Origin of the sequence: Enterobacter sp. JS8-1 (genome assembly GCF_049187015.1) — a bacterium.
In the GTDB taxonomy this organism is placed as follows: Bacteria; Pseudomonadota; Gammaproteobacteria; order Enterobacterales; family Enterobacteriaceae; genus Enterobacter; species Enterobacter mori.
The window spans coordinates 1,263,280-1,280,885 of the sequence record NZ_CP185805.1 but is presented as its reverse complement, the minus strand read 5'-3'; the positions used below and the strand labels follow the sequence as shown (position 1 = coordinate 1,280,885).

The following is a 17,606-nucleotide window of genomic DNA, read 5'->3' as shown; positions in this document are numbered from 1 at the left end:
TTTGTAGGCCGGGTAAGGCGGAGCCGCCACCCGGCATGAAGAGATTTCCCATGCCACATCTTTCCACCCGCGTGCTCCAGGGTCTGCTGACACTGCTGCTCACGCTTTTCGGGCTGCTGCTCGTCACGTTTGCGCTTTCGGCGTTTTCACCTGTCGATCGCGTGCTGCAGATCGTCGGCGATCACGCCAGCCAGTCCACCTACGATCAGGTTCGCCACCAGCTCGGGCTGGATCGGCCCCTGCCCGTGCAGTTCTGGCATTATCTGCAAAACCTCGCCCACGGTGATTTAGGCACCGCCAGCGCCACCGGACAGCCGGTGCTGCAGGATCTGCTGCACGCCTTCCCCGCCACGCTGGAGCTGGCGACGTTGGCGTTAATCATCGGGTCCGTGCTCGGCGTAATTGCCGGAGTGCTGTGCGCCCGCTACGCCGGTTCGCCGCTCGATCTCGCCATCAGAACCCTCACCCTGCTCGGCAACTCGGTGCCGATCTTCTGGCTCGGCCTGCTGATGCTGGCCCTGTTCTACGCGAAGCTGCAGTGGAGCGCGGGCCCCGGCAGGCTGGACGATATCTGGCAGTTCACCGTCGAGCCGCGCACCGGTTTTGCGCTGATTGATACCTGGCTTTCCGGCGACCGGGAGGCGTTCCGCAACGCCATCAGCCACCTGGTGCTGCCGGTACTGCTGCTGGCCTATTACTCGCTGGCGAGCATCACCCGCCTGACGCGCTCCGCCTGCCTGAGCGAGATGAACAAAGAGTACATTCTGCTCGCCCGCGCCAAGGGTGCCGGGGAGATGACCATCCTGCTGCGCCACGTGCTGCCGAACATTCGCGGCACCCTGCTGACGGTGATTGCACTGGCTTACACCAGCATGCTGGAAGGTGCGGTACTGACCGAAACCGTCTTCTCGTGGCCGGGCATCGGGCGTTACCTCACTACCGCCCTGTTCGCCGGAGACACCACCGCCATCATGGGCGGCACGCTGCTGATTGGCGTGAGCTTTGTGCTGATCAATAACCTTACCGACCTGCTCGTGCGGGCAACCGATCCCAGGGTACGCTGATGCCGTTTTATATTTTCTTACGCCGCCTGCGCCGCTCCCCTGCCGCCTTTTGCGGATTGATCGCCATCGCGCTGCTGGTGTTTATCGCCGTGTTCGCAACCTGGCTCGCACCGCTTGATCCGAACTGGCAGGACGCGGCCGCGCGCCTGCAGGCACCGAACGACCAGCACTGGCTGGGCACCGACAGCTACGGGCGCGACCTGCTTTCGCGCCTGATTTACGGCACGCGACCGGCGCTCGGGCTGGTGGCATTAGTTACCGTTATCACCCTGCCCGCCGGGCTGCTGGTGGGGATTTTGTCCGGCTACTACGGCGGCTGGATGGAGCGCATCCTGATGCGCTTTACCGACGTGGTGATGTCGATGCCGCGCCTGATCCTCGCTTTCGCGTTTGTCGCAATGCTTGGCCCGGGGCTGGTCAACGGCGCGCTGGCGCTGGCCTTAACCACCTGGCCCGCCTACGCGCGTCAGGCCCGGAGTGAAATTCAGCGCCTGCGCCACAGCGATTACCTGGCCGCCGCCGAGATGATGGGCATTCGCGACCTGCGCCTGCTGGTCGGCCATATTCTGCCCCTGTGTCTACCGTCCGCGATTGTGCGGCTGGCGCTGGATCTGGCAGGCATTATTCTGGCCGCCGCCGGTCTCGGCTTCCTCGGCCTTGGCGCACGTCCGCCTATGGCCGAATGGGGGGCGATGATTGCCGACGGCATGCAGGTGATTTTCGACCAGTGGTGGATTGCCGCCATTCCGGGCGGAGCCATTCTGTTTGCCAGCCTGGCCTTTAACCTTTTAGGCGATGGCCTGCGCGACGTACTGGAGCCACAGCATGACTGAACAACGCGTCATCGTCGATGCGCTGAATATCGACTACCCCGCCGCGCGCGTGGTTAGCAACCTGAGCTTTACGTTAGGCAACGAGCGGCTGGCGCTGGTGGGGGAATCCGGCTCGGGCAAGTCGATGTCTGCCCGCGCCCTGATGGGGCTGGTGCGTAAACCCGGCATCGTGAGCGCTAACCGGCTTAACGTGCTTGGCAACGATCTGCTGACCCTGAGCACCCGCCGCTGGCAGGCGCTGCGCGGTAACGGGATTGCGATGGTCCTGCAGGACCCGCGCTACGCGCTGAATCCGGCGAAAAACGTCGCCGCCCAGCTTGATGAGGCGCTGACCCTGCATCAGCGCCTGCCCCGCGCTGAACGCCTGGCGCGCATTCACGACATCATCCGCGCCGTCGGACTTAACGAACATGTCCTCCAGCGCTACCCCGGCGAACTCTCGGGCGGCATGGGCCAGCGGGTGATGATTGCGATGGCGCTGATCAACAACCCGCAGGTGCTGATTGCCGACGAACCGACGTCGGCGCTGGACGCCCGCCTGCGCAACCAGATCCTCGAACTGCTGGTGCAGCAGTGCGAAGAGCGTCAGATGGCGATGCTGCTCATCAGCCACGATCTGCCGCTGGTGGCAGAGCACTGCAACCGCGTGCTGGTGATGTATCAGGGCGAAAAGGTCGATGAGATGGCGGCAAGCCAGCTCCCGCAGGCGACGCATCCGTACACGCGCACCCTGTGGACCTGCCGTCCGAACGCCGGTAGCTATGGACAGATGCTGCCGACACTGGACCGCTCGCAGCCGTGGAAGGAGGTGAACAATGGCTCTCGTTGACGTAAACCGGCTCCAGGTGAGCTTCGGGGAGAAAACGGCGGTCTCCGCCGCCAGCTTTGCTATTGAGAAAGGCGAGACCTTCAGCCTGATCGGTGAATCCGGCTGCGGGAAATCGACTATTCTGCGCGTGCTGGCGGGGCTGCAGCGCGAGTGGAACGGCCGCATTTCGATCCTGGGAGAAGCGTTACGGCCAGGACGACGTTTTGAAGGCGAGCTTCGCCGCAACGTGCAGATGGTGTTTCAGGATCCGTGGGCCTCTTTGCACCCGAACCACACCGTTGCGCGTACCCTGTCAGAGCCGTTAAACATCCACGGTGAAACTCAGGTTGCCGAAAAGATGGCGGATGCGCTACAGCAGGTGGGGCTTTCCGCCGACGCGGGTAAACGTTATCCGCATCAGCTTTCCGGCGGCCAGCGCCAGCGCGTTGCCATTGCCCGCGCGCTGCTGCTGCGCCCGCAGGTTCTGCTGCTGGACGAGCCGACCTCGGCGCTGGATATGTCGGTGCAGGCGGAAATCCTGAACCTGCTCAACCGCCTGAAGGCCGAGCACGGCATGACCTATCTGCTGGTGAGCCACGACGCGGACGTGGTTGCGCATATGTCAGACCGGGCGGCGTTTATGGCGCACGGGGAGATCCAGCGGGTGTTTGACCGTGAGGCAATGTTGAGGGGCGAGCACAGAATGGGGTAAACCGTGCGGCGGCGAGCGCCGCACGGGTTTCGTAGGCCGGGTAAGGCGTAGCCGCCACCCGGCAACAAATCACTTCAGCAGCTTCACCGTGGCATCAATGTCGATTTCATCTTCGGTGAAGATCATCGTCGTATTCTGGAAGGTGGTGATCGCCAGCTTCTTCACCGAACGCGTTTCGCCCGGCTTTTTATCGGACTTCGGCTTGATGCTGTTCATCAGCAGCCCTACCGACAGCACCGCGTTCTCTTTATCGATTTTGGCATCAACCGGCTCTTCTTCGCTGAACACCACGAAGGATTTGATCGAGGTGAGCTTCACGCGCTCGCCCGCAATATAGAGGTGCTTACTTTCGGGGATCACCTTCACCGCGTAGGCGGAGAGGCCTTTATTGTTGGTGGTTGGCTCGAAGGTCACCGCGGCATCTTTTTTAATCAGATCGGGGTTCGCGACCTTAATCACATGAAAATAGCGGTTGTCGCCGTTTTCATCTTTGATAAATCCAAAGCCTTTATCTTTAAACCACGTTGTGATTGTACCGTTCATCGCTGTTACCGCCTGTCAGATCGTAATGACTAAAGTTTTGCAGCGCGCAGTGTAATGCACAATGGCGGAGGAGACAAAAAAAAGCCCCTGCACGGGGGCAGGGGAAAACTCATGTCAGAGCTTATTAGTATTTAGTTGAACACCATTCCACCGTCGATCAATAAGGACTGGCCGGTCATATAGTCAGAGTCTGGCCCGGCGAGGTATGAAACGCAGGCGGCGACATCTTCCGGCTCGGACAGGCGGCCAAGCGTAATGCGTTTGGCAAAGGTTTCGGTCCCGTAGCCGAGCGGTTTACCCGCCGCCTCGGACACCTGACGGTCGATCTCCGCCCACATCGGCGTTTTCACGATGCCCGGGCAGTAGGCGTTAACGGTGATCCCCAGCGGCGCGAGATCCCGTGCGGCGGTCTGGGTTAAGCCGCGCACCGCGAACTTGCTGGAACTGTAGACGGCCAGCTCCGGGTTACCGGTGTGGCCCGCCTGGGAGCAGGCGTTGATGATCTTGCCGCCGTGCCCCTCTTTGCGAAACGCGTCGATCGCGGCCTGAATGCCCCAGATCACCCCTTTCACGTTGATGTTGTAGACCTTGTCGACAATCTCCGGGGTGATGGATTCGATTGGCGTGGACGGCGCAACCCCGGCGTTATTCACGATCACGTCGAAGCCGCCCAGCGCGGTGCGGGCTTTCTCCACCGCCGCAAATACCTGCTCGCGGTCAGAGACATCCACCTTCACGGCGACGGCTTTTCCGCCGTTGCGGGTGATTTCATTGGCGACCGCTTTCGCCGTCTCCTCGTTGTAATCCGCGATGGCGACGGCAAAACCATCTTTCACCAGGCGAAGCGCGATCGCTTTACCAATCCCCTGGCCTGAGCCTGTTACGAGAGCAACTTTTTGCATTTCTCTGTCCTTATATTGAGTCACAAAATCTGGCTGAGATGGAGCTGGCCCATCAGCAGCGGGTTATCGCTGTAGTCGACGGGAATGGCCACCACGGCCGGGCCGTTGACGTCCATCGCCGCGCGCAGCGTCGGCTCGAGCGCCTCGGCGCTCTCCACGGCAAAGCCTTTCGCGCCGAAGGCGTCGGCATACACTTTGAAATCGACCGGCCCGAATTCGACGCCGGAAAGACGCTGGTATTTTTTCTCTTCCTGGATGGCCACCATGTTGTAGCCGTTATCCACCCAGATGATGTGCAGCACGTTGGCGTTGAGGCGCACCGCGGTTTCCAGCTCCATGCTTGACTGCAGGAAGCCGCCGTCGCCGGACACCGACACCACCTTGCGCCCCGGGTTGACCAGCCACGCGCCAATCGCCCACGGCAGCGCGACGCCCATGGTCTGCTGACCGTTGGAGATCATCACCTGACGCGCCCGGAAGCTGTAGAGGTAGCGGGCGATCCAGATGTGGAAGCTGCCCATATCCACGGTGAGCGTTACGTCGTTATTCACGATGTCCTGCATGGCCCGGACGATGCGCAGCGGATGCAGCGCAAACTGGTTGAGCGAGGCGCCGCGGCGATCGAGCAGATCGCGCTGATGCTGGCGATCGACCAGAATCTCTGATGCCCGCTGGCTCAGCTCCAGCTTATGCTCGATGCGGTTAGCGAGCAGGTTCAGGGTTTCGGCGATGTCCCCCACCAGCTCCAGATCCGGCACGTAGTTACGTTCTTCATAGGCGGGCAGCACGTCAATGTGCACCAGCGTGGCGTCGCCGCTGTTCCACATGGACGGCTCGTACTCCACCGGGCTGTAGCCGATGCAGATAATCAGGTCCGCCAGATGCAGCAGCCGGTCGCCCGCCTGGTTGTTAAAGAGGCCGACGCGTCCGGCGAAGCGGGTGAAGTGCTCCTGGTTCACCGCCCCGGCGGCCTGATAGGTGCTGGTGACCGGAATGCGGCTTTTCTCCAGCAGCGTGCGCAGCGCGGCGCTGTTCGCGGGCTGGCTGGCCATCAGGCCCAGCAAAATGACCGGATTTTTGGCGTTTTCGATAAGCTTCGCCACGTCGTTAATGGCGGATTCCGGCGCCGGGCCCATCAGCGCAGGGCCGCTGGCAGGTAAAATTGCGCCCGTGGCGGGCTGGTCGACAATATCCTGCGGCAGGCTGACGAACGCGCCCCCCGGTCTGCCGTGCTCGGCCGCGCGAAACGCGTTCGATACCACCTCGGCAATCGCGTCCGGTGAACTGACTTCTACAGCGTATTTGGTGACCGGGCTGAACATGGCGACGGTGTCCATGCTCTGGTGCACCTGCTTGGCTTTATCCGCCCGCTTCACCGCCCCGCCCAGCGCAACCACCGGGTCGCCTTCGCTGTTGGCGGTGGCGATGCCGGTGATCAGGTTCGAACAGCCCGGTCCGGAGGTGACCAGCGCGACCCCGGCCTTGCCGGTTAACCGCCCTACCGCCGCCGCCATAAACGCCGCGTTCGCCTCGTGGCGGACGGGAATGATCTCGATGGAGGAGTCCAGCAGGGAGTCAAAGACCTTGTCGATTTTCGCACCCGGAATGCCGAACACCTGCTTCACGCCCTGCGCTTCCAGCTGGCCGACAACCATATCGGCGCCGTGCGCCCACTGACGTGACTGTTTCTCACTGTTCACGGTAGTTCTCCTGTTAGTTTTCGACGGAACGGATCGCTGCATCAAGATTGCTGGGGTGAAGGTTTGCCTGTAAAAACGCGCTGTCAGCGGGCAGATCAATCATGAGCTTGTGAATTTCACCGAAGGTGAGCACGCCGCTCTCCAGCTGGTAGTCGAGCAGATGTCCCCCGCCCTGACGGTCATCGGTGATGAAATGTTCGTGATAGCCCGCCACGTTGATGCCCTGCATATGCTGCGGCGTGCGGAACCCGACCAGCACCCCTTCGCGCTGGTTAAAGCGGAACACCGGCTGGTCGTCCAGCACGTCGGTCATCGCGCGGTACGGCGGCGTCTGGCGCGGTACGGTGCGGGTGTGGGCATGGCGGAAGTTGCCGTCGATGCGCAGCGCGCAGAACAGGTTGTCGGAGGGAATTTGCTGGTCGATCGCGTCGTGGATCTGCTGACGGCTGACCGGGCCATTGAAGGTTATCCGGTACTGCGGCTGGAACCAGGTCATCACCGCGAACGGCGTTTTCTGCTCTGGCTTCGCGGCCCGGGCGCTGCCGTCGGCGCGCAGCTGGTACACTTTGCTGCTGAAGGCAATCATTTCGCCGTCCAGCTCGTTGAAGGTGCCCAGACCAAAATCACCGTGTGCCAGCAGATCGGCGATGGTGGTTTCCCCCTCGTACACGCCGCTTAGCAGGGCGCTCATTAGCGATGTCTGATAGATCACGCTGTCAGGATGCTGGGCGGAGAACCCGCGCAGGGTCTCGCACAAGCTGGCCTCACAGTCGCAGGCAGATGAATGCATCATCGTGCTCGTCCTCTTCAACTTTATTTAGAAAGGTTAAATAAATGTTGACCCGATTCAGCAGAGAGTTCCAATATAGAAACCATGGTGGTTTGAGACGTTTTTGATATGGAACTTCGTTATCTGCGGTATTTTGTCGCGGTTGCACGCGAGCGACACTTCACCAGGGCGGCCGAAGCGCTGGGTATTTCACAGCCTCCTCTGAGTCAGCAGATCAAACGGCTCGAAGAGGAAGTGGGCACGCCGCTGTTCAGACGCCTGACGCGGGGCGTCGAGCTGACCGAAGCGGGAGAAGCCTTCTACGAGGACGCCTGCAAGATCCTGGCGCTGAGCGACGCCGCGCTGGAGAAAGCCCGCGGCATCGCGCGCGGGCTGAACGGCAGCCTGTCGATTGGCATCACCAGCTCCGACGCTTTTCATCCCAAAATTTTCGCGCTGATCCGTCAGTTTCAGGTGCAGAACATGGCGGTGCAGGTTCACCAGGTGGAAGCCAATATGTCTTCGCTGACGACGAAGCTGGCGGAGGGTGAACTGGATATCGCCTTCGTGCGCCTGCCGTGCGAGAGCAGCAAGGCGTTCGAGTTAACAATCCTCGACCGGGAGCCGATGGTGGTGGCGCTGCATCGCGACCATCCGCTGGCAGCAAGCGGCGATCTGGCGCTGGACCAGCTGCGTGATACGCCGGTGGTGCTGTTCCCGCAGGAGGTCGCGCCCGGCCTGTACGACCGGGTTTACGGCTGCTGCGAACGGGCCGGGATTGACGTACAGCACGCGCTGCAGTCATCACAGCTTTCATCCTCCCTCAGTATGGTTTCCGCGGGCGGCGGCTTCGCGCTGGTGCCGAAATCAATGGCGGCCATTTCACCGCCGAATGTCACCTACCACGCGCTGAGCTCGCCGGAGCTTTATACCGATATCGCGCTCTGCTGGCGGCGCTTTGAACGCTCGCGGACGGTGAAGCGGTTTCTGGCGATGATGAGCGAGGGGTAGCGGCCGGTTTGGTTGGTGGTTGTTGTAGGCCGGGTAAGGCGTCGCCGCCACCCGGCAATGCCCTTCTGGAAGCCGCCTCGCAAACCTGCAAACAACCTTATGTAATTCAGGGGTATCCCTTTTCATCCTTTCTTCACGGTCGTAAAGTGCCTGCGTTGCGGCACATCCGTAACCGGGCGTAGGAACCCGTTAGCATAACATGACACTTTTTTGCACAACGAGGATGCTAAATGGCTACTACACCTAACTTTTCTTATGCGCTCTCTGAAGAAAGCGCTGTTAATCATCTCATCAATCTTCAGCTTTGCGATTCCGCAGATCTCTTCGAACTGGCTGACACCTGCGCCGCCTGTGTGAGCGTGCTGGTTGAAACTGACGATCCCGTGACGTTTTCCATACTTTGCGAGCGCTTGCTGGAACTGCTTAAACGCCTCCGTGAACATTGCGATACGGAACTTCCCCTGCATCTGGTTGAACGGCTCATCGCGGGGGAGAAGATCGTTTCCTGCGTGCCGGACTGCTGGCAGGAAACGGCGTTGCAGGTGGATTATGCTGTGGCGTTAACGCTGGCGGTGATGGGCGGGACACTGCCTGCGAGCGTGGCGAAAGAACTCACTGGGCTACTGCATGATATGGTCTGGCTGCTGGCTGAGTTTGTGAAGGAGCCGTATATTTCGGCACATTGAGGCGGGTGATGGGAGGCCGGGGTTCTGCTAGGTTAGAAGCAGAATTTCGGCCTTATGCAAAGTACAGCGTTGTTTGTTGAATGTCTGATAAGAGCGAGAAGCGGAAGTTCGCATTTTTCATTACAGCCGGGACGGATGACTACCATTTGCGTGTGAAAATTAACAGGAACCCGGCAGTAAACGCTGCAGCTCATGCGATGAAACCAATGTTGGCCTAACACTGGTCATGCGAACATGGAAATGCCCCAGCGGCGTTATCGTGCAACTGCGTTCAGTATTATTATTTGGGTAAGAGGGCTTAGTATTGCTCCACCCATTTAACTAAAAAGTTTTATTGTAATTGCATGTTTCAACTGTGAAACGATAGCCCTCAGGATTATTAGGGTGGTAGGCTAGTACTTTGTTTCCATCCAAGAAAAGGATACTTTCTGTATTATTAACCCAAGAATCAGTACATAAGTTTTTACTGTTAAAATCAGCCCAAAGTGCAAATTTGATTATCAATTGCTCTTGATGCAACATCATAGTTGATAGCATTGGAACTGAGAATGATATGAATATAAAAATCAGGAAAAATACGCCAAGTGCTTTCCCAATAATTTTAAAACGAATGTTAAATATTAGAAATAATGGCAGGATAGTGGATAAGGTGAGACTAATGAGTATGAATAATAACCAAACTCTAGATAGTATATATGCTTGATAAACGATGCCGAACGGAGCAAAAAGGAATGCGAGTAGTTTGTAAGTAATGCTAAGGTAACCTGCATTAATCTGAAATATATTATTCAAGGTCTCTGAAGCCCATCTTTGAGCAAAAATAGAATATATAAATATAACCCATGAAAGATATACAGCAAAGTGCCATTTCTTCTTTATGCTCTCTAGTTTTTTTTCAATGATTGTCCTTGATATAAAAAGGATTGCAAAAATAAAAGGAATTAAGCCTGTGTAGAAAATTGAAATTATAGACAATAGGGTGGATCTTGTTATTAAAGTGAGCATAATCACCAACAACCATGCCATGAAAAAACATAGATAAACATTCCAGACTTTAAACACAACAACCCCTCCGTTAAAGAAATATCTTTAGATGCTATATTAAATCAGCATATTACTCTGATTATGTTGACCCAGTTTCATCACGAGCCCACTATTCGAGAGGGAAAATGCGGCCCCTCGGGCTCCCATATTACCATGTCGTCAACCGTTACCATTCCACTAATCGCTTCAACAACTTGATGTATAACGGAAAAAAATGCCTTCAGACAAACTCTAAGTATCTTGTCCGAGCAAGCCAAGCATATTTAGATATCCTACCAATCGTGCCATAACGTCCGCTTCTGGCACAGGACTGCCCGTCAGATTAGATTTAACTCTATGGCGTAACAGTGCCAAATAAAGCCTGAGTTAATACAACTAATAATAGCATTGATATTGATTTAATTCAGTTGTCAGCTTGTTTTTTTATACCGTTCGTAAATCTCAGCATAGAAATGAGCTAGCCATTCTTCGTAATCATTGATATGATTAACTAACCCACGAATATCAGCCACATCAAAAATAGTATAAGCAACAGTTTGTGGATCGATTTTTTTATTGAGAACCTTTTTATAATCTAGAGCGTCCCCTGTAAAAAAAATAATTCCATCTTCATTAGGGATTTTTTTTGCAGCCCAATGTGCAAAAATATTTCTATAATCTCTACGATATTTTATTTCTTTCAGCTTAGCGATAACATCATCAACTCTAGAAGACTCAACAAGATTTAAATTCACTAAGTCGATTAATTTATCTAAAATATATGGAACACTCACTTTTTATTTGTTTTTATTGTAATAACCCCCTCTGATACAAGTTTATTAAACAATCTATGTATATTTAGCTCTATAAAACAATACATTTGTATATATTTACCCAAGAGCATAAAATCATCGTTTGTTAGATTCCAAAACTCATGTGCTTGATATTTAGTTGCTTCTTTCTCTAAATATTCTGATCTTTCATTCCTGAATTCAATCGGTAATGCCATTATAACCTCCCTGTTTTACCCTAGAATACTTAGATATGAGTATCATTCATCAAAGAATTCATGCATTTTTTTTACTTAAAGTCCTCGCCAAAACTATATATGTCAATACAAACTACAGATATTTATGATCAGCTTCGCAATAATTGCCTTTAGGTCCGTTTCTGGCACAAAGCGGATATTTCTTTCACAGTCACCTCATACAGTGTTCACACTCATTAAATGAACGACGTCATCACGAGCATATGAAAACTGCATTCCATCAAAGTTTCCACATTGTCAACCCGCCAACCATCACCTATAATGTTTCCAGTCTGGAAACAAGGGGCAAAGATGCACGTAGTCTCAACAGCACCTTTCGACGCGGCCACCAGACAATTTCCTAATCAAGCACGCGCCTTGGACGATCTCTAAAGGGTACTAAAAAAGAAACACTATCCATCACCAGACGACATGCGAAAGCGCTTTCCCAGCCTGAATCGGATGAAATACCGGGAAAAATGGTGGGTCATTGATGTAGGTGGCGAGCATTTAAGAGTGATGTTTTTTGCTGATTTTGAGCGGGGAAAGATCTTCATCAAACACATCAGCACTCACGCAGAGTATGACAAGCTCACGGACCTCTACCGGAGAAAGAAAGAATGAACTATGCGGCAGCCATCAAAGCGGCAAACGATCTGACAAGCGAGCTTCCTTTCCTGGGTTCAAGACCGTCGCGTCAAGATTACGAGGATGCTCTGGGATTGGTGGAATATCTGATTGAGCATGACCCCGATAGCCCGCTGGTAGAGATGCTCACTACGAAGATCGATAAATACGAAAACGAGTCTCCGGAGTTTGCAGAATTTAACGCGCGTGTAGCCAGCATTCCGTCAGGCGTTGCGTTATTGCGAACGCTGATGGATCAGTACCAACTCACACAGAGCGATTTTGAGAATGAGATAGGCAAGAAATCTTTGGTGAGTCGAATCCTCAACGGACAGCGCACGTTAACGCTGGATCATATGCGCGCGCTGGCGAAGCGTTTTGGCGTGCCGGTAGGGGCATTTGTGGGGAATTGATTAGGATGGAATTCAATTAGGTGTTAAGAAAAAAGTGACGCAGCTATTCTGTTCGCCGTTGAAGTTGGCTCAACAATTTTGCCATCTGCTCGAAATGGCTCAGCATCACCATAAATAATATAAGGTTGTGCATCAGTTCCTGGAGACAAAGCGCGTATCGGATCTGAAAAATTTCAATAGTCACCGTTCAATATTTATAACCCGGCATAAGCCGGGTTATAAATCTATAAACTCATTAAGTTAATGACTGAACTTAAATATTTTATACAGACTCTGATTTTGAGTTTTCGATAACAGCCCCCTCACTGCCGAGAATTTTAGAAACAGCCTCTTTACTTTCAAGCAAACAATTCTTCTAAAAACTCCGAGAACGAATCAGCAACCCATTCAACCTCTTTATCATCCATCAGAAAAATAAATATCTTCCCTAATGAATCATCAGATTTGAGAGATAGTAGAAAAGTGTTCCCCCCGTCATCATAAGCAAAAGGAACCATATTCCTTAACTCGCCAAACGACTCAATAAGGTCACGATAGAGTTGCTCAATCGGCAGGTCACCATATTTTATAGGGTTAAAACCGCCAAGCATAAAAGGATTACCATCTTCATTATCATGAGGATACCCACCATTATTTTTAAGATAAAAATCAAGAAATGATTTGGGAAGATGATGATCAAAGTACGCATTGAACGCGTTTATTTCGTCTACAGTCAGTTTATTTTCTGAATCAGTAAGATACATTAGCATTTTCCTCCAACGGATCTGCGGGCACGGTTTCTAGCTGGATGAGTATAGGCATTTCCAGTGGCAGCCTTGTACTGACTAACGCCACCAGTATGCGAAATTCCCTGATGAGCACTTTGTTTAACCAATTGCATAGTCCCTTTGTTAGTTTCAGGATTATAATCATCAAGATGGTGCCAGACATAGCCACTTGGTGTCGTTTTTTGATTCAATCCGGCCTCTATATTTGCTGCATGGAAATCTTGCAAATAATCTCCGGTATATTCAATAGAGACAACAGGATTAATGCCAGCTTTATTATACAAGGCATTACTTCCAGAATAATCCAGCCCGCCTGTTGGGGTTTGAACAACACCACTGTATCCACGCTCGCTGAGCTTGGCGATTGGGTCAACGGCAAGACCCAGCGGATCAATCCACCCCAACGGGTTCGGAGCATACTGATAAAGGTTCCACCCGCCGTTCAGCCCAATCGGATCCTGCACAATAAACCGCCCGACCTGCGGGTCGTAGTAGCGGAACAGATTATAGTGCAGCCCCGTTTCACCATCAGCGTACTGCCCGGCATAGCGAAGCGGCTGGTGCGCCATCGCCGTGCGATTCACAAGCCGTGAGAACCCTTCGCTCTGGTGGCGTACCTCGCCAAAGCTGCCGTACTGTCCGCTCCAGCGCACCGCGCCGCGCTCGTCTGTGACCTCCAGCGGAGCACCGTTCAGATCGGTATTGAACCAGTAAATCTCACCGCTGCTCTGGTCACGAAGGTGATCCACACGCGCCAGCGGGCTCCAGGCTTCATTCGGGTCGTAAATATACGTGCTGCACAGCCCGCTCTCCTGCTGCTCCTGCAGCAGCCGGTAGCCCTGCCACAGGAAGCGGGTATCGGTGGTGCCGTGCGTCGTGGTGACGATTTTGCGCGTGCGGCGGCCCAGCGCGTCGTAGTGATAGCGCGCCTCAAACCGCCCTTCCGGCCCGGTTCCCCGAGCGGACACCAGACGGTTCTCGGCGTCATACGCATAATGCTGCTCATACAGCCCGTTCCGGCGGCTGACCAGGTTGCCCCAGTGGTCGTATTTCATAAACAGCGCCTGCCAGTGCTGCAGGCGGTTATCCGTGACCGGTACAGGATCGTCATTGGCGGCGAGGTTATCCGCTGCGTCGTAGCTGAACTGCGCGCGGCTGTGCCCCTGTCGGGCCTCGTAGTGCTTCAGCAGACGCCCTTCGGCGTCGTAGCCGTAATCCACCTCACCGCGCAGGCTGTCGCTGACACCGGAAAGCTCACCGCGCGCGGTGTAGCGATACAGGCGTTCCAGTAGCGCCTGCTCCGGCAGGGTCACGTCCGTACTCAGCTCGCTGCGCTGCAGGGTGCGTCTGCCGAGGCTGTCATACTGGCGGAACTGCTCGCGCTCGCCCTGGGTGCGGCGCACCTCGCGGTGCAGGCGGTCGCGGGTGAACTCGGTCACCAGCTGCTGCCCGAAGCGGATGGCGCTGACGTGGCCGGAGCCGTAGTGCAGCCAGGCCAGCTTTTGCTCGCCGGGCAGGGTCAGGCCGGTCAGGTTGCTCAGGGCATCCCATTCGTATCCCACAGCGCCGTTAATGCCGGACTCGCTCAGCACGCGCCCGGCGGCGTCGTGGCGGTAAGCGATCTCATCGCTTTCGATACCCAGAGCAACGCCTTCGGCCGTCGGGGTGCGGCGGATGCGGGTAATCTGGCCGCTCAGGTCGCGGAAGTAGCGGTACTCCGCGTGGCGCTGAGTGCGCCCGATCAGCAGCCCGCTGTCGTCATAGCTGAACTGCTGGACGCGACGGGCGATGCCGCCGTCGGCGGCAGGCCGGCCGTTTTCTTCGAGCGCGCAGAGGAACCCTCGCGCGTCCCATTCCATATGGCGCACGGTCTCGTCCGGGCGCGTTTCGCTGAGCGGTCGACCCACGGCGTCGTAGGTGAAGCGGTATTCCGCCCCGTTGCCGTTATCGAGTCGCAGCAGGTTACCGCGCGGGTCGTAGCGCCACTGGCGCACGCGGCCAATACGGTCGGTAAGGCTGACCGGGAGGCCGAGCGCGTTATAGGCCCAGCTCACCTCGCTTTCCAGCGGGTCGCGCCAGCCCGTGAGCTGGCCGCGTTCGTTCCACACCAGCGACTCGCGGCTGCCGTCCGGATGGATCACGACGCTCAGCAGCCCGGCACGGCTCCACTCCCGCCGCGTGATATTCCCTTCCGCATCCTCGCTGGCAATCAGCTGCCCGAAGCGGTCGTAGGTGAAGCGGGTGACGCTGCCGGAGCAGTCGGTGCGCTGCGTCAGCAGCCCCTGGTGGTTCCAGACCAGGCGCACCACGCCGCCAATGGCGTCGGTAATGCTCTCCGGCAGGTTTTCTTCATCGTCGGGATAGCGATACGCGGTAGTGCTACCGGCTGGATCCGTTTCCGACAGCAGGCGACCGCGAAGGTCGTACATGGCCTGCGATGAGGTACCGTCCGGGTAAACCGTGCGGGTGATGCGGTCGGTCAGGCGATGCCAGTGATACTCCGTGCGGCGGCCCGCCGGGTCCGTCTCGCTGGTCATGCGGCCGTATTTGTCCCACGTGCTGCGGCGCATTGCGCCACCGGGCAGGATGACGTCGCAGAGCTCGCCGTCGCGGTAAACAAACGTCGTCTGGCGACCGTCGTAATCCGTGAAGCGCGCGACGTTGTCGTCGTCATCCACCAGCCAGTGCGCCTGCGCGCCGTCTTCGCGGGTCGCGCGGCGGGTGCCGTTATCAAAATCGTATTCGAACGTCAGCTGTTCGCCGCCGCTGTGGCGGAAGCCGACCACGCGCGGCAGGCCGTCAATCTCCCGCCAGCGGTATTCGCTCAGCAGGCCGTTGGCGTCCTCGTGGGCGCTCATCAGCCCGTCCTGCCAGCTGAAGCGTCGGCGCACGCTACCGCCCCGGCCGGTCACGGAGACCAGCTGGCGCTGTTCATCATAAGCGTAACTGACCAGGCAGATCTCGTCATCCAGCCATGCGCCGATGAGCCTGTCACGGTCGTAGCGGCAGACTACGCGCTGGCCCGCGCTGTCGGTCAGGGCATGCAGGTTATTATCCGCATTCCACTCGAAGAGGATATCGTTGCCGCACGGTTCAGAGATGCGCTGGAGCAGCGACGGGGCATCATCCTTAAGCGGCGCATAGTGCCAGCGCTCGCCGCTGACGTCATACACCGACCAGCTGTCGTCCTGGTGATGTTCAAGCCAGTTTTTTTCGCTTTCGCAGTAGGTGCGCAGCCCTTTCGGGACCTTGGGGAAGGCGACGTAATCGCCGGACGGTGCGCGCCACACCAGACCGTCCTGATACGGCTCCAGGCGGCTTTCCCAGAACAGGCTCCAGCCGCGGCCCAGCACGCTCTCGCCGGGGTTGCCGCTGCGCCAGTAGCGCTGCCAGCGCACCGGAAGACGGGAAGGCAGGACGAAATCGAGTTCATCATCCCCGCTGAGAAACTTCTGTCCGCTGACGATATCCACCGGGCGGGCGATGATCCCCGCTGCCGCCACGCCGGTCATCAGCGTGCCGGCGCGGCAGGCGATACGGGCCAGCTTGTTGATCCCAGGGATTTTGCCAAGCAGTTTAGAGAGCGCCCCGACTTTGCCAGCGGCACCGCCCCACCCGCCGAGCAGACCGGCAAACAGCAGGGTAAGATCGGAGACTTTGTAGAGCCACTCGGGCACTTCAGACTGAATGGGCAGGGTTTGCTGCGGGTCGCCGCCGATAATGACGTTGTCCGAACCGGTCATCACTTTCGCGTCGCAGGTGGTGCGATCCCCGATGCGGGCCGCAGGCTGGCTGTTAATGGAGACACGCTTAGAACCTTCGGCCATCTGCTGCGAGCCGTCGTCAGAACAGTCGACGGTGCTATCGGTGGCAAGCGCGGCGGGTTTGCCGTTGATAAACACGTTGGGCGAGCCGGAGGTGATGACGCCTTTCTTCGTCATGCTGGATGCCCCGGCGTCCGCGATGCTGTCCCGGGCGGCGGTTGCCAGCTCCCCGGTGTAATACCCCACGGCCAGGCTGGCGCCGACGAGCAGGACGCCCACGCCAAGGCAGGATGCGCCGAGACCGGCAATAAACATGGCCCCCGCCAGAATGCCCCCGGCGGCGGCAATCAGGCCACCGACAATCGTTCCGGCAATCATCCCGGCCAGCGCACCGGAGTGGCCGATATCATCACCAACGCGTGCTGCTTCAAACATAACAACGGTCCCTGAAGTTAATGGTGGAAGCGGAAGCTCCTGAGAAGATCGCCAAACAGCGCGCCGTCGGCATCGCCCAGCGCGCGGGTGCAGGTCATAGTGAACACCAGAATGTTATCGCCGTCGACGTTAAACACGGCCTGCTGCTGCCAGATGCGTTTCCCGTCGCGCAGGTAGCTGGCATGGACGGTTTCACCCTGTAAAAGGCCGTCGCCCAGCGTAGCGGCGCTTCGCTCACCCTGCTTCCAGCCCTTGATGTGTTTTTCCATCAGGGCGAGCTGGCGATCAATATACGCGGCAAGCGCTTCGCCGGAGTTGAGGGCGTCGCGAGAGATGTTGAACGCTGGCGCATCCGCCGCGGGCGGCGCGAAAACGTTGACGGTACGATCCTGATAGCCCTCAGGAAAATTGATCAGTCCTTCATTGAACAGGCACTGCGAAGATGATTCTGACATTGAGCGGGTCCCACCACATATTTTCAGAAGCGGTAAGTTTCGCATATGTGTTTAAGGCTGACTATCC

17 protein-coding genes and 1 pseudogene are annotated in these 17,606 nt (G+C 56.5%); 8 read left to right on the top strand and 10 right to left on the bottom strand.

From position 1 onward, the window contains the following. The first annotated feature begins 50 nt into the window (after positions 1–50). The 4 genes from ACOQH0_RS05995 to ACOQH0_RS05980 are packed head-to-tail and all read left to right on the top strand — an operon-like array spanning position 51 to position 3,417. Positions 51–1,064, top strand: a complete 1,014-nt coding sequence (locus tag ACOQH0_RS05995) for an ABC transporter permease (RefSeq protein WP_420984913.1) — start codon at positions 51–53, stop codon at positions 1,062–1,064. Further along, positions 1,064–1,897 carry an ABC transporter permease gene (locus tag ACOQH0_RS05990; protein WP_421511763.1) on the top strand — a complete coding sequence of 278 codons (834 nt, stop codon included), beginning with the start codon at positions 1,064–1,066 and terminating at the stop codon, positions 1,895–1,897. Before ACOQH0_RS05995 ends, ACOQH0_RS05990 begins: the two co-directional genes overlap by 1 nt. Next, complete coding sequence (locus tag ACOQH0_RS05985) at positions 1,890–2,726, top strand: ABC transporter ATP-binding protein (protein ID WP_421511762.1); 837 nt, start codon at positions 1,890–1,892, stop codon at positions 2,724–2,726. Before ACOQH0_RS05990 ends, ACOQH0_RS05985 begins: the two co-directional genes overlap by 8 nt. Next, complete coding sequence (locus tag ACOQH0_RS05980) at positions 2,713–3,417, top strand: ABC transporter ATP-binding protein (protein WP_348578005.1); 705 nt, start codon at positions 2,713–2,715, stop codon at positions 3,415–3,417. The genes ACOQH0_RS05985 and ACOQH0_RS05980 overlap by 14 nt, the downstream gene beginning before the upstream one ends. Positions 3,418–3,486: 69 nt before the next feature. Here the strand turns inward: ACOQH0_RS05980 and ACOQH0_RS05975 are convergent, their stop codons facing one another. The 4 genes from ACOQH0_RS05975 to budA form a co-directional block, all read right to left on the bottom strand. Continuing rightward, entirely contained in the window at positions 3,487–3,960 is a 474-nt protein-coding gene (locus tag ACOQH0_RS05975) for a cold-shock protein (RefSeq protein WP_010428355.1), read from the bottom strand. A 131-nt stretch (positions 3,961–4,091) separates the two neighbouring features. Next, a complete protein-coding gene (locus ACOQH0_RS05970) occupies positions 4,092–4,862 on the bottom strand; it encodes a (S)-acetoin forming diacetyl reductase (protein ID WP_212474160.1) in 771 nt (256 codons plus the stop codon). Positions 4,863–4,882: 20 nt separating this feature from the next. Further along, on the bottom strand, positions 4,883–6,517 hold the full coding sequence (gene alsS, locus ACOQH0_RS05965; RefSeq protein ID WP_421512328.1) for an acetolactate synthase AlsS: 1,635 nt from the start codon (positions 6,515–6,517) through the stop codon (positions 4,883–4,885). A gap of 58 nt (positions 6,518–6,575) precedes the next feature. Continuing rightward, positions 6,576–7,355, bottom strand: coding sequence for an acetolactate decarboxylase (gene budA, locus ACOQH0_RS05960; protein WP_010428351.1), 780 nt, complete (start codon positions 7,353–7,355; stop codon positions 6,576–6,578). Positions 7,356–7,460: 105 nt separating this feature from the next. On the opposite strand from budA, the gene ACOQH0_RS05955 reads away from it, so the two are divergent. Then, positions 7,461–8,342: a LysR family transcriptional regulator gene (locus tag ACOQH0_RS05955; RefSeq protein WP_010428349.1), complete on the top strand. Its 882-nt coding sequence runs from the start codon at positions 7,461–7,463 to the stop codon at positions 8,340–8,342. Positions 8,343–8,572: 230 nt separating this feature from the next. After that, positions 8,573–9,028: a hypothetical protein gene (locus ACOQH0_RS05950; RefSeq protein WP_316467108.1), complete on the top strand. Its 456-nt coding sequence runs from the start codon at positions 8,573–8,575 to the stop codon at positions 9,026–9,028. A gap of 321 nt (positions 9,029–9,349) precedes the next feature. On the opposite strand, the gene ACOQH0_RS05945 is transcribed toward ACOQH0_RS05950, so the two are convergent. The 3 genes from ACOQH0_RS05945 to ACOQH0_RS05935 form a co-directional block, all read right to left on the bottom strand. After that, positions 9,350–10,090, bottom strand: coding sequence for a hypothetical protein (locus tag ACOQH0_RS05945; RefSeq protein WP_421511761.1), 741 nt, complete (start codon positions 10,088–10,090; stop codon positions 9,350–9,352). A gap of 392 nt (positions 10,091–10,482) precedes the next feature. Continuing rightward, complete coding sequence (locus ACOQH0_RS05940; protein ID WP_421511760.1) at positions 10,483–10,845, bottom strand: hypothetical protein; 363 nt, start codon at positions 10,843–10,845, stop codon at positions 10,483–10,485. Beyond that, entirely contained in the window at positions 10,842–11,060 is a 219-nt protein-coding gene (locus tag ACOQH0_RS05935; protein ID WP_421511759.1) for a hypothetical protein, read from the bottom strand. The genes ACOQH0_RS05940 and ACOQH0_RS05935 overlap by 4 nt, the downstream gene beginning before the upstream one ends. 330 nt (positions 11,061–11,390) lie before the next feature. Between ACOQH0_RS05935 and ACOQH0_RS05930 the strand changes: the two are divergent. Together ACOQH0_RS05930 and ACOQH0_RS05925 are read left to right on the top strand one after the other, a co-directional pair. Further along, a pseudogene (locus ACOQH0_RS05930) lies at positions 11,391–11,702 on the top strand (type II toxin-antitoxin system HigB family toxin). Then, positions 11,699–12,118, top strand: a complete 420-nt coding sequence (locus ACOQH0_RS05925; RefSeq protein WP_333064863.1) for a helix-turn-helix domain-containing protein — start codon at positions 11,699–11,701, stop codon at positions 12,116–12,118. Before ACOQH0_RS05930 ends, ACOQH0_RS05925 begins: the two are co-directional and overlap by 4 nt. A gap of 338 nt (positions 12,119–12,456) precedes the next feature. Here the strand turns inward: ACOQH0_RS05925 and ACOQH0_RS05920 are convergent, their stop codons facing one another. Genes ACOQH0_RS05920 through ACOQH0_RS05910 form a run of 3 tightly spaced genes read right to left on the bottom strand, consistent with a single transcriptional unit; the run spans position 12,457 to position 17,539 of the window. Beyond that, positions 12,457–12,861: an SMI1/KNR4 family protein gene (locus tag ACOQH0_RS05920; protein WP_421511758.1), complete on the bottom strand. Its 405-nt coding sequence runs from the start codon at positions 12,859–12,861 to the stop codon at positions 12,457–12,459. Further along, entirely contained in the window at positions 12,861–17,084 is a 4,224-nt protein-coding gene (locus tag ACOQH0_RS05915; protein ID WP_421511757.1) for an RHS repeat-associated core domain-containing protein, read from the bottom strand. The genes ACOQH0_RS05920 and ACOQH0_RS05915 overlap by 1 nt, the downstream gene beginning before the upstream one ends. A 17-nt stretch (positions 17,085–17,101) precedes the next feature. Further along, positions 17,102–17,539, bottom strand: coding sequence for a DcrB-related protein (locus tag ACOQH0_RS05910; protein WP_421511756.1), 438 nt, complete (start codon positions 17,537–17,539; stop codon positions 17,102–17,104). Between the last annotated feature and the right edge of the window lie 67 nt (positions 17,540–17,606).